Source organism: Streptomyces sp. cg35 (assembly GCF_050410835.1).
GTDB lineage: Bacteria > Actinomycetota > Actinomycetes > Streptomycetales > Streptomycetaceae > Streptomyces.
Genome location: NZ_CP191268.1, coordinates 531,427 through 542,617, shown reverse-complemented (window position 1 = coordinate 542,617; position 11,191 = coordinate 531,427). Strand labels below are relative to the sequence as shown.

At 72.4% G+C, this 11,191-nt stretch carries 11 protein-coding genes; 4 read left to right on the top strand and 7 right to left on the bottom strand.

The genetic code is table 11. The features are described from left to right. Window positions 1–6 precede the first annotated feature (6 nt). From ACQUQD_RS02735 to ACQUQD_RS02715, 5 genes are all read right to left on the bottom strand, one after another. Window positions 7–1,359, bottom strand: a complete 1,353-nt coding sequence (locus ACQUQD_RS02735) for an ABC transporter substrate-binding protein (protein WP_428950283.1) — start codon at window positions 1,357–1,359, stop codon at window positions 7–9. A 103-nt stretch (window positions 1,360–1,462) separates the two neighbouring features. Then, window positions 1,463–2,614, bottom strand: a complete 1,152-nt coding sequence (locus tag ACQUQD_RS02730) for a substrate-binding domain-containing protein (RefSeq protein ID WP_428950282.1) — start codon at window positions 2,612–2,614, stop codon at window positions 1,463–1,465. 87 nt (window positions 2,615–2,701) lie between these two features. Beyond that, window positions 2,702–3,490, bottom strand: coding sequence for an arylamine N-acetyltransferase family protein (locus ACQUQD_RS02725; protein WP_428957433.1), 789 nt, complete (start codon window positions 3,488–3,490; stop codon window positions 2,702–2,704). 19 nt (window positions 3,491–3,509) lie between these two features. Further along, the gene (locus tag ACQUQD_RS02720) at window positions 3,510–4,799 is read right to left on the bottom strand and encodes a cytochrome P450 family protein (RefSeq protein WP_428950281.1); all 1,290 of its coding nucleotides are present in this window, start codon (window positions 4,797–4,799) and stop codon (window positions 3,510–3,512) included. A 92-nt stretch (window positions 4,800–4,891) separates the two neighbouring features. Beyond that, a complete protein-coding gene (locus ACQUQD_RS02715) occupies window positions 4,892–5,149 on the bottom strand; it encodes a hypothetical protein (protein ID WP_428950280.1) in 258 nt (85 codons plus the stop codon). Between the two features lie 112 nt (window positions 5,150–5,261). Between ACQUQD_RS02715 and ACQUQD_RS02710 the strand changes: the two genes are divergently transcribed. Beyond that, window positions 5,262–6,005, top strand: coding sequence for an MgtC/SapB family protein (locus ACQUQD_RS02710; protein WP_428950279.1), 744 nt, complete (start codon window positions 5,262–5,264; stop codon window positions 6,003–6,005). Window positions 6,006–6,241: 236 nt separating this feature from the next. Here ACQUQD_RS02710 and ACQUQD_RS02705 read toward each other — a convergent pair whose 3' ends face one another. Next, entirely contained in the window at window positions 6,242–7,684 is a 1,443-nt protein-coding gene (locus ACQUQD_RS02705) for a cytochrome P450 (protein ID WP_428950278.1), read from the bottom strand. A 141-nt stretch (window positions 7,685–7,825) separates the two neighbouring features. Here ACQUQD_RS02705 and ACQUQD_RS02700 point away from each other — a divergent pair, with 141 nt between their 5' ends. The 3 genes from ACQUQD_RS02700 to ACQUQD_RS02690 all read left to right on the top strand — a co-directional run bounded on the left by ACQUQD_RS02700 (window position 7,826) and on the right by ACQUQD_RS02690 (window position 10,394). Beyond that, window positions 7,826–8,452: a TetR/AcrR family transcriptional regulator gene (locus ACQUQD_RS02700; protein WP_428950277.1), complete on the top strand. Its 627-nt coding sequence runs from the start codon at window positions 7,826–7,828 to the stop codon at window positions 8,450–8,452. Window positions 8,453–8,520: 68 nt separating this feature from the next. After that, window positions 8,521–8,976, top strand: a complete 456-nt coding sequence (locus ACQUQD_RS02695) for a MarR family winged helix-turn-helix transcriptional regulator (protein WP_428950276.1) — start codon at window positions 8,521–8,523, stop codon at window positions 8,974–8,976. Continuing rightward, window positions 8,973–10,394 (top strand): MFS transporter, encoded by a 1,422-nt coding sequence (locus ACQUQD_RS02690; RefSeq protein WP_428950275.1) that lies wholly within the window; start codon window positions 8,973–8,975, stop codon window positions 10,392–10,394. The genes ACQUQD_RS02695 and ACQUQD_RS02690 overlap by 4 nt, the downstream gene beginning before the upstream one ends. Here the strand turns inward: ACQUQD_RS02690 and ACQUQD_RS02685 are convergent. Next, complete coding sequence (locus tag ACQUQD_RS02685) at window positions 10,354–11,175, bottom strand: slipin family protein (protein WP_428950274.1); 822 nt, start codon at window positions 11,173–11,175, stop codon at window positions 10,354–10,356. The two genes, ACQUQD_RS02690 and ACQUQD_RS02685, sit on opposite strands and share 41 nt — an antisense overlap. Window positions 11,176–11,191 lie beyond the last annotated feature (16 nt).

The following is an 11,191-nucleotide window of genomic DNA, read 5'->3' as shown; positions in this document are numbered from 1 at the left end:
GGGCGGTCATGTCGAGTGCTGGGTGGTGGCGAGACCGAGCGCCTTCAGGTCGGGCATCGTGCCCTCCTGCGCGGCGCGCACGGACGACAGGACGGTGCCCGAACCGGCGCCCGCGCGGGCGAACGAGTCCTGCATGACGGAGGCGGTGGCGGTCATCCGCGGACCCCACACCCAGCCGTCGCGGATCTTGTGGGCCTCCTCCTCGAACAGCGCGTAGATGTCCTGGCCGCCGTAGTACGTCCGGTCGAACGCGGCGCGGCCCACCTCGATGAGCTCGGTCGCCGCCGGGTACTGACTGCTCGCGCCGCTCGACAGCCGCGCCTTGAGGGCGTCGGGGTGGGAGACCTGCCACTCGATGAACTCCAGGGCGGCCTCGGGGTGGGAGCTGTTCTTCGTCACGGCGAACGTCGAGCCGCCGTGCGTGCCGAGCGAGGGCCGGTCGGGGGTCCACTGGGGCAGTGGTGCGATCCGCCACTTGGCCTTCTGCTCCGGCCGGGCGTTCATCTGCGCTCCCGCGTCCCACGCGCCGCTGAGCCGGGTCAGGACCAGGCCGTTGCCGATCTGCGCGTCGTAGAGACGGGCGGTGGAGGAGTTGACGTAGACGAGGTCCTCGTCGATGAGCCGCTGCCAGTAGGCGGCCACCTTCCGGGTCGGCGCGTCCGCCATGGAGACGTTCCACGCGCCCTTCGACGTGTCGAACCACGTGGCCCCCGCCTGCCAGGACCAGGCGGCGAACTGCGTCATCCCGTCCGTGGGGAAGGTGGCGATCCTGCGGCCCCCGCCGGTACGGCGCACCTTGCGCGCGAGCTCGGCGTACTCGTCCCAGGTGGTGGGGACGTCGAAGCCGTAGTGGCCGAAGAGGTCCTTGCGGTAGTGCATCACCATCGGCTCGATGTCGAGGGGCACGCTGTACGTGTGCTTCTCGAACGTCGTCTGGCCCAGCGACTGCGGCAGCAGCTTCGAGCGCAGCTCGTCGCTGATCATCGAGGTGATGTCCCGTGCGACACCGTCGATCGCGAACCCCGGCAGCTGCGGGTACTCGATGGTGGCGACGTCGGGGGCGTTGCCCGCCCGTGCCGCGTTGCTGAGCTTCAGGTACCCGCCCTGCGTGCCGGAGGGGATCTGCTCGAAGACGACCTTGATGTGGTCGTGCGTCTTGTTGAACGCGTCCACCACTTCCTGGCTGCCGCGCAGCGCGGACCAGAACGTGATGGTGGTCGTGCCTTTGGTACCGGACTTGCTGGTGCTCCCGGATCGAATGGACGCGCTGTCGTTCCCGCCGCAGGCGCTCAGGGCGCCCGTCAGCGGCAGCGCGGTGATCGCGGCGAGCACGGATCGACGGCTCTGTCGACCAGGCATGGGCGCCTCCCGCGGCTCCTGCGTGTTCGAGTCACGGGAATACTGATCGGCTGAGCGGACCTGGTCAATAGATCGATCAGAAGAAACTGAAACGGTCAAACGCTCATTCCGAAGCGGGAGTTGACGCCGGGACGGCGGAGGTGCCCGGCGCCCGGGTCGTCGAGCCGCGGACCTCCAGCGCCGGCAACAGCTCCAGACGCCGTACCGGACCCGCGGAGCCGCCGGCGGCGCTGCGGTCGGAGAGGCGGCGCAGCAGCAGCTCCGCGGCCGCCCGGCCGACATCCGCCTTCGGCGGCGACACGGCGGTCAGCGGGGTACTGCCGAGCGCCGCGACCACATCGTCGTACGCGATCACGGAACAGTCCTCCGGGACCCGCACCCCGCCGTCCCGCAGCGCCTGTACCAGCATCAACGCGTCCACGTCGCCGTGCAGCAAGGCAGCCGTCGCCCCCAACTCGGCCAACAGAGCCGGGAGTTCGATCGCCTTCTCCGCGCTCTCCGCTCCGGGATCGGGGGCCGCGCCGGGCGAACTGAGGGCCACCGCCCACTTGTCGACGTCCCCGTGCTCCGCCGTGATCTCGGTGAACGCCGCGCGGATGGCCCGCGCCGTCGGGCTGTCGTCGCGCGCGGCGAGCACGATGCGCCGGTGACCGAGGCCGGTGAGGTGCTCGACGGCGAGGTGGACGCCGTACCAGTGGTCCGTGCAGACGGTGTCCACGGCGTGCAGCGCGCTGCCGCGCCGCGGCCTGCGCTCCATCACGACGGCGGGTACCTCCAGGCGCGACAGCCAGGCGTAGTCCGCCTCCTCCGTCGCGCTGCTGCGCCAGCGCGGGGCGATCAGCAGACCGCGCGCACCCTCGGCCAACGCCCGCTCCACGATGGGCTGTTCGGCTCCCGGTGCGGTCGGTGCGATATGCAGCGCGATCCGGACACCGGCCTCCTCGAAAGCGGTGCGCGCGCCGTGCAGCGCCTCGTACAGGTAGGCGTGCCGCTCGGGGACGACGAGCGCGACGGGGCCGCCGTCCGCGGTGGGCGGCGGCGCGGGGACCGCCGCCCGTTCGGTCTCCGGCAGGACCGGGCGGGCCACTCCGTGACCGCGGCGCAGTTTGCCCTCGCGGGCCAGCTCCTCCACGTCGCGGCGGAGCGTCACCACCGACACCGCGAGCTCCGCTGCGAGATCGCTGACCCGGGTCGCGCCGCGCGACTGCACGACGGCGAGGATCCGCTGCCGCCTGAGATCGACCGGTTCGCGCATGCTGATGGCCCCCTCGTCACCCGCTGTTCGTTTGAGCGCTTCGCTGAACGCTTCGGCGGCAGCATAACCAGCGGGGACCGGACGAGGTCAGCCCTCAGCGATGTTCGGTTCCCCCGGGAGGCGGTCCAGAACGATACCGAAGTGCTGGTCGTAGGCCTTGAGCACCGCGGCGTCCGTGGGCAGTTCGCTGCGGGTGCGCTCCTCGCCCACCGTCGTGGTGAGCGTATGACCGCTGAGGGTGATCCGCCCGTCCTCGGTCAGCAGCGAACAGACCAGGGACCGGGTGAAGTGCGAGGCGGATGAGGTCCGGTGGTACCAGGCGCCCGCGTCGAAGTCCCGCAGGGCGCGGGGGCGCTGGTCGAGCAGGTACTGCGGCTCCCCGTCGCGCAGCACGAGCAGATCGCCGTCGGCGGCGTCCTCGACGCGGAAGACGCCGCCGGGGTCGCTCTGGTCGCCGCGCTCCGCGTACGCCAGCGGGAAGTGCGTGTGCGTGCCGAATCCGATGTCGGCGAGCCAGTCGGCGCCCTCGGCGTCGCGCACCCGCAGCGCCATGTGGTCGTACGGGATGCCGAGCGTGCCGCCCTCGCCCACGACACGCGCCTGCAGCAGGGTCACCTCGAAGCCGAGGGCGGTGAGCAGCGCGGCGAACGCGCCGTTGAGTTCGTAGCAGAAGCCGCCGCGTCGCCGGTCGACCAGTTTGGCGACCAGCTCGTCGGTGTCGAGCGTGATGTCCTCGCCCAGGTGCACGGAGAGGTTCTCGAACGGCACGGTGCGCAGATGCGCCAGGTGCAGGGCGCGCAGCGCCTCGCCGGTCGGGGCGGCCGGGCGTGCCGCCCCGATGCGGGCCAGGTAGGCGTCGGTACGGGGGTGATCCATGTGGTCCATGCGGACAGTGTCACCGCCCGTCGGCGTCGGCCTCGGCGTCGGGTCCCGGCCGGACCGGCAGCCGCCGCACGCTGTTGCCGATGAAACCCGAGTTCGCGGGCAGCTCCTCCCGTGGCACGGCGAGATCGAGAGCGGGGAACCGGGTGAACAGCCGCTCCAGCGCGACCGTCGCCTCCATCCGGGCCAGCGGCGCGCCCAGGCAGTAGTGCGCGCCGTGCCCGAGCGAGAGATGCCGGCTCTTCGCGGGGCGGGTGAGGTCGAACCGGTCGGCGTCCGGACCGTGCGCGGCCGGGTCGCGGCCCGCGCCCGAGTACCCCGCGAGCACCGGGGTGCCCTGCGGGATCACCGTGCCGCCCACGGTCAGGTCCCGGGTCGGGTAGCGGAACGGGAAGTAGCTGACCGGGCTGTCCCAGCGCAGCGTCTCCTCCACGACGTCCGACCACGTCGCCGTCCCCGCGCGCACCAGCGCGAGCTGGTCGCGGTGCGCGCACAGCGCCCGTACCGCGTTCGTGATCAGGTTCAGCGTCGTCTCGTGACCGGCGATGACGAACAGGATGAGTGTGCCGATCAACTCCTCCTGGCCGAGCCGGTCGCCGTCCTCCTCGCGCGCTGTGATGAGGGCGCTCGTGAGGTCGTCCCCGGGCTCCTTCGCCCGGGCCGCGGCGACCTGGGCGAGCACCGCCACCATCTCCTTGTTCGCGTCGAGGGCTTCCTGCGGGGTCGTGTCCGTGGAGACGATCTGGCTCGACAGGTGATGCAGACGGTCCCTGAACTCTTCGTCCACGCCGAAGAGTTCGCAGATCACCCGCATGGGCAGCGGCAGCGCGAACCGCGACCGCAGCTCCACCACACCGTCGGCGGCCGCCTGCTGGGCGACGCCGTCGAGCAGCTCGTCGACGAGCCGCTCGATACGCGGCCGCAGTCCCTCCACCCGGCGCACCGTGAACGCGCGGCTCACCAGCGACCGCAGTCGCCGGTGGTCCTCGCCGTCCGCCGTCGTCATGCCGCGCACCGTCGCGAACGTGCGCAGCGGCCAGCCCGGTGGTATCCGGCCCTCGGCCAGCGCCGTGAAGTGGCGGGCGTCCTTGGCGACGTCGGGGTGGGCGAGGAACTCCCTGAGCGCGTCGTGGCCGAGGACGACCATGCCCGGCACGTCGCCGGGGAGCACGACCGGCGCGACCGCGCCGCGCTCCAGGAAGCGGGCGTTGCGCGCGTGCGGGCAGCCGCCCGCCGGGTCGAGGCGGTAGGCGGGGGAGCCGGCGGCCCCGAGGGGGCCGGTGGCATCGTCGATGGAGGTCAACTGGGGCTCCAGACAGGTCGGGTGACGAGCACGGGGGAGTGCCCGGCCCTGACCGGCCCGTCGACTCCCCCCAGTGCGACGGCCCTCGGATCCTACGGTGCCTGCGGCCCGAGGCCCAGGTCGTAGATCCGATCCAGCAGCCACCCCTCGTTGCCCGCGAGACCGGCGCGCAGGAGTGCCTCGTCGGCCTCCGCGATCGGCACGGCGAGCACGGACGCGGTCGCCGGTGGCTCCGTGCCGGAGAGCGCCGCGCGCGCCGTGTGGAGCAGCCGCAGGCACGCCTGTGCCGCCGCCACCTCGTGGTGCTTCGTCTGCTGACCCTGCTTGCCGAGGTTCCTGATCCCGTTCATGCCTCCCACTCTTGCGCACGGGTCTGACAATCCCTCTCCAATGGGGCGGGACTAGCCTCGTGAGTGCCCTGAGCCGCGCGCCAGGGTGAGAACGGAAAGGAAGGATCCGCTTTTGTCGTCGCTCGCAGTTCCCCTGTTCGATCCCGCGGCGGGCCAAGGCGCCCGGCAACTGGCCGAATTGGGGCTCGCACTGGTGCTGTCCACCCTGATCGGTGCGGAGCGCGCCGTCCAGCAGAAGAGCGCGGGGCTGCGTACGCACACGCTCGTCGGCGTGGGCAGCGCCCTGTTCATGGAGGTGTCCCAGCACGGGTTCAACTCCGTGCTCGGGCTCGACGGCGTGTCGTTCGACCCGTCACGGGTCGCCGCGCAGATCGTCTCCGGCATCGGGTTCATCGGCGGCGGGCTCATCTTCGTCCGCCGGGATGCCGTACGCGGTCTCACCACCGCCGCGACGGTCTGGCTGACCTGCGCCATAGGGATGGCCTGCGGCGGCGGTCTGCCTCTGCTCGCCCTCGCGGCGACCGCCTGCCACTTCCTGGTCGTGCGCGGTTACCCCTGGCTGAGCCGGCGCGTGCCCGCCCTGGCCACCGAACGGCGCTCGGGTCTGCATCTCGCCCATCGGGTCGGCAGCAGCGTGCTGACCCGCGTCCTGGAGGAGTGCACGAGCCGCGGCTTCCGCGTCGTGGAACTGCGCACCGACCGCACCGAGTGGGAGGAGCGGCCCGACCGGCCCGGCACCATGGCCGTGCGCATGGAGATCGAAGGCGCCGCGGGAGTCCCCGAACTGGTCGCCGTCCTGGCCGAACTCGACGGGGTGCTGGACGTGGCGTCCATGGAGTCGGCGGCGGACGAATAGCGCCGGCCGGTGCGCGGTCGGCCGCCCCGGGGCGCCGGACCGGCCCGGCGGCCCAGGGCGAAAGCCGCTCTCGTGCACCCGCGGGCCGCACGGGATGATCCGAGCATGACCGAACCCGTCAGCGCACGGCCCTGATGGGCGGTACGGGCGGGCTCGCGATGATCGGCCCCGGGGCGACGGTGGCCGCGACCGGGCGCCCGGACCGACTCCGCGCGCCCGCCCGCTCGCCGGAAGAGTCAGCGGCGCGTCAGACGCAGCCGCAGATCGTGCGGCATCAGCGTCAGTCGCTCGGTGATCCTCAGCCGGTAGTCCGGCTCCGCCCGCAGGTCGTAGCGGCGCAGCAGCAGCCCCAGCACCAACATGCTCTCGTGCAGCGCGAACTGACGGCCGATGCAGGCCCGCGCCCCCGTGCCGAACGGCTTGAAGACGTGCGCGGGGCGCCCGCGCACCGCCTGCGGCGCGAACCGCTCCGGGTCGAACGACTCGGGGTCGTCGCCCCACGCCACCGGGTCGCGGTGCAGCATCGTCGTCAGGACCAGCGCCCAGGCGCCGCGCCGCATCGGGTGCGTCCCGCCCAGCGTCGTGTCGGCGACCGCCTCCCGCGCGAACGCCGGAGCCGTCGGCCACAGCCGCAGCGACTCGTCCAACACCCGGCGCAGATAACGCAACTTGGCCACCTGCTCGTACGCGGGCGTGGGCGTGTCGCCCCACACCCGGTCGACCTCCTCCTGCGCCTTCGCGAGCACGGCGCGGTCCTGCGCGAGATAGTGCAGCGCGAACGACAACGCGCCCGACGTCGTCTCGTGCCCGGCCACCAGGAACGTGATGACCTGGCGACGGATGTTCTCCGGCGTGAGGCGCTCGCCCGTCTCGGGATGCGCCACGTCGAGCATCCGGTCGAGCAGATCGCCGGGGCCGCCGCCCGAGGCACGGCGCGCGGCGATCACCTCGTCGACCGTCCGGTTCAGGTACGCGCGGTCCGCGGCGTTCCGCTTCTCCGCGCCGCGCAGCAGCACCGACAGCAGCGGCGGCACGACGTTGCGGCGCTGGGCGAAGGACAGCGCGCCCACCATCGCCGTCACGAACGGATGGGGGCGCTCGCGTTCGAACGACCCGAAGTCGTGCCCGAACCCGGTGCGCGCGATGGTCTCCAGGGTCAGCTTCGTCATGTCCCCGGGCACGTCCACGGTCCGCCCGGCCGCCTCGCTCGCGTCCCACGCGGCCGTCAGCTGCCCCGCCACGTCCAGCATCAGCGGGTGGTAGCCGGCCATCGCCTCACGGCTGAAGCCGGGCGCCAGGATGTCGTGCGCCAGCTGCCAGTTGGGCTCGTGGTTGTACGCCGTGAACAGTCCGTCGCCGGCCACCGGCCGCAGATTCGCGACCCCGAGCCCGACGTGCTTGGCGAACCGCGACTCGTCCGCGAGCTCCGCGGCCAGCTCGGCGCCCGCCACGAACACGATCTCCTTGCCGAACCCCTTGCGCCGGAAGATCGGCCCCAGCTCGGCCGCGATCCGCATCGAGTCCTGCAGCGGCGTGCGGACGTTGGCGCCCACCACATCGCCGATCAGCGGCACCCGGCGCGGCGGGTGCGGGATCCGGTCCAGGCGCGGCCAGCCCTGCTCGGCGCTGCGAAAGCCCCGGGGCAGCACGCTCCCCGCCGTCTGCGTCACCTGCGCCATCGTGCCCATCTCCCCTGCGCGCGCGGCTGGTTGAGACCGCATCCGCACCTTGTTAGACGTGGATTCAATAATGCGCCACAGTGTGGTCCCGTTGTTGAACCGACGTCAAGTAAGCGGACGGACGTCCAGTAAGGTGCCCGCATGAGCGCAGAGCGAGGGGGAGCGCGGACGTCGGGGGAGCGGACCCGGCGCAGGCTGAGCACCGAGGAGCGGCGGGAGCAACTGCTGTCCGTGGGGTCCACGTTGTTCGCGCAGGATCCGTACGACGACGTCTGGATCGAGCAGGTCGCCGAGATCGCGGGTGTTTCGCGCGGACTGCTGTACCACTACTTCCCGACGAAGCGGGATTTCTTCGCCGCCGTCGTCCGCCGCGAGAGCGCCAGGATGCTGCGGCTGACCGCGGCCGTCCCCGGCGTTCCGGTCCGTGACCAGCTGGGGACCGGCCTGGACACGTTCCTCGAGTACGTCGCCTCGCACGCGGAGGGTTTCCGGGCCTTCCACCGCGCCGAGGCGGCGGGCGATCCCACGGTGCGCACCGTGTACCGGGAGGGTCTCGCCGCCCACGAGGCACAGATCATGGCCGCCATCGAGGCCGACCCGCAGCTCGTGGGCCGGCTCCCGGAACCGGCCGTGCTGCGCCTGGCCGTGCGCGGCTGGCTGGCCTTCCTCGTCGCCGTCTGCCTGGACTGGCTCGACGGGCGGGAGCTCACCCGGGCGCAGGTGCGCGACCTGTGCGCACGGACCCTGCTCGGCGCGCTGGAGCCCTGACCTCAGGGAATCGCGGGGATCGTAAGGAAAACTTGCAAGGCTGCCTGTCTATCTCCTACGGTGGAGGCATGTCAGGAACGCAGGGACCCGCGGCCGCCGAGCCGCCCACCGAGCGGATCGCCGCCGACCTCGCCACCGTCGTCGGGCGGCTCTCGCGCCGACTGCGCAGCGCGTCGCCGGACAGCCTCCTCACCCCCACCCAGCGCACGGTCCTGGCGCGCCTCGGCACGGAAGGGCCCGCCACCACAGCCGCGCTCGCCCGCTCCGAGTACGTGCGCCCGCAGTCCATGCGCCTGACGATCGGTGCCCTGGAGGAACAGGGCTTCGTGACGCGCTCGCCGGATCCGAACGACGGGCGGCAGTCCGTCATGTCGATCACCGACAGCGGCCGGGCCACCCTGGACTCCGTGCGCGCCGCGAAGCACGGCTGGCTCGCCCAGGCCCTCTCCTCCGAGCTCGACGCCGCCGAGCGCCGCACCCTCGCCGAAGCGACCCTGCTCCTCGAGCGGCTGGTGCAGAAGTGAGCGGTGACGCGAGCGACATAGCCGCCACCCGCGTCACCGTCCCCCGGGAGTCCGCCCCGGCGGAGACCGGATTCCGGGCCCGGCTCACCGCCCCGCTGCTGCTCGGCTCGGTCCTCAACCCGCTCAACACCACGATGATCTCCACCGCGCTGGTGGCGATCGGGCACCACTTCGGGATCGGCGCCGCCGACACGGCCTGGCTGATCTCCGTCCTCTACCTCGCCAGCGCCGTCGCCCAGCCCGTCCTCGGCAAACTCGCCGACGCCCTCGGCCCGCGCCGCGTCTTCCTCGCCGGACTCGTCGTCGTGTGCGCCTCCGGGCTCGTCGGCGCCCTGGCCCCCACCTTCGGCTGGCTCATCGTCTCCCGGCTGCTGCTCGGCATCGGCACCTCCGCCGCCTACCCCGCCGCGATGGCCGTCCTGCGGGACGAGGGGCGCCGCGTGGGCCGCCGCCCGCCGCGGCCGGTCATGGCCCGGCTGTCCTTCGCCGCGCTCGGCAGCGCGGCCGTCGGTCCGACGCTCGGCGGACTGCTGGTCACCGTCGTCGGCTGGCGCGGCATCTTCGCGGTGAACGTGCCCGTTGCCGCCGTCGCGTTCGCCTGCGCACTCGCCTGGATCCCCGCCGACCCGCCCCGGGCCACGGCCAGCGGCCCGGCCCCCAGGCTCGCCCTCGACCCGCTCGGGATCGGCCTGTTCTCCACGGCGCTGACCGTGCTGGTGTTCTTCCTCCTGGACCTCGCCCACCCCATGTGGTGGCTGCTCGCCCCCTTCGCCGTCCTCACGGCCGCACTGCTGTGGTGGCAACTGCGCTGCCGCACCCCGTTCATCGACATCCGGATGCTCGCCGGCAACGGCCCGCTCGCCCGCACCTACCTGCGCCACGGGGTGAGCTACCTGCTCATCTACTGCGTCATGTACGGATACACCCAGTGGCTGGAAGAGGGGCGCGGCTACTCCTCCGGGCACACCGGCCTGCTGATGCTGCCGATGTCCGTCGCCGCACTGGTCTGCTCCCTGCTCGGCGCCCGCACCAAGGGCATCCGCGCCCCGCTCACCGTCGCGTGCGTCCTGCTCACCGCGGGGGCGGGCCTGCTCACCCTCGTGTCCGGGGACACCCCGCTCGCGGTCCTGCTCCTCGCGGGCGCCTGCTTCGGCATCCCGCAGGGCCTCATCGGGACCAGCAACCAGGCGGCGGTCCAGGAGTACGCACCCGCCGCCGACATCGGCGCCGCCGCGGGCCTGCAGCGCACCGCCCAGTACATCGGCGCCATCACCGCCTCCAGCCTGATCGCTCTCGCCTACGGTCAGCGGGCCGACGACGCCGGACTCCACCTGATGGCGACCGCCTCGGCCGTCCTGGGTGTCCTGCTCGTGGCCCTCACGGTGACGGACCGGGCCCTGCGCCGGGCGGGCCGGTAGGAGGCGCCACGCCGGACGGCTGCTGCTGAGCGCGTTCCAGGAAGCGCAGCAGCTCCACTGGGAAGGGCAGCACCAGCGTCGAGTTCTTCTCGGCGGCGACCGCCACCACGGTCTGGAGCAGCCGGAGTTGCAGCGCGGCGGGCTGCTCGGACATCACCCCTGCGGCCTCGGCGAGCTTCTTCGACGCCTGCAGTTCGGCGTCGGCGTTGATGACGCGGGCCCGCCGTTCCCGGTCGGCCTCCGCCTGCCGGGCCATCGACCGCTTCATCGACTCGGGCAGCGACACGTCCTTGATCTCGACGCGGTCGATCTGTACGCCCCAGCCGATGGCCGGGCTGTCGATCATCAGCTCCAGGCCCTGGTTGAGCTTCTCGCGGTTGGAGAGCAGGTCGTCGAGGTCGCTCTTGCCCATGATCGACCGCAGCGAGGTCTGCGCCATCTGGGAGACGGCGAACCGGTAGTCCTCGACCTGGACGACCGCGTTCGCCGCGTCGACGACCTTGAAGTAGATGACGGCGTCCACCCGTACGGTGACGTTGTCCCGCGTGATGCCGTCCTGCGCGGGCACCGGCATCGTCACGATCTGCATGTTGACCTTGCGCAGCCGGTCCACCCCGGGCACCACCAGGGTGAACCCGGGCGAGCGCACACCGCCCGACAGCCGCCCCAGACGGAACATGACTCCGCGCTCGTACTGCTTCACCACGCGGGCCGCCGCCGCGACGTACACCAGACAGGCCGAGCCGGCCGCCGCGCCCGCGATCAGGAGTTCCTGGACCATGGCGACCCCCAGCCGT

Coding starts and splice junctions, on each gene's coding strand:
- ACQUQD_RS02715 (WP_428950280.1), bottom strand. CDS start 5,149: ATGAACGGGATCAGGAACCTCGGCAAGCAGGGTCAGCAGACGAAGCAC.
- ACQUQD_RS02730 (WP_428950282.1), bottom strand. CDS start 2,614: ATGCGCGAACCGGTCGATCTCAGGCGGCAGCGGATCCTCGCCGTCGTG.
- ACQUQD_RS02695 (WP_428950276.1), top strand. CDS start 8,521: ATGTCAGGAACGCAGGGACCCGCGGCCGCCGAGCCGCCCACCGAGCGG.
- ACQUQD_RS02705 (WP_428950278.1), bottom strand. CDS start 7,684: ATGGCGCAGGTGACGCAGACGGCGGGGAGCGTGCTGCCCCGGGGCTTT.
- ACQUQD_RS02685 (WP_428950274.1), bottom strand. CDS start 11,175: ATGGTCCAGGAACTCCTGATCGCGGGCGCGGCGGCCGGCTCGGCCTGT.
- ACQUQD_RS02725 (WP_428957433.1), bottom strand. CDS start 3,490: ATGGATCACCCCCGTACCGACGCCTACCTGGCCCGCATCGGGGCGGCA.
- ACQUQD_RS02700 (WP_428950277.1), top strand. CDS start 7,826: ATGAGCGCAGAGCGAGGGGGAGCGCGGACGTCGGGGGAGCGGACCCGG.
- ACQUQD_RS02735 (WP_428950283.1), bottom strand. CDS start 1,359: ATGCCTGGTCGACAGAGCCGTCGATCCGTGCTCGCCGCGATCACCGCG.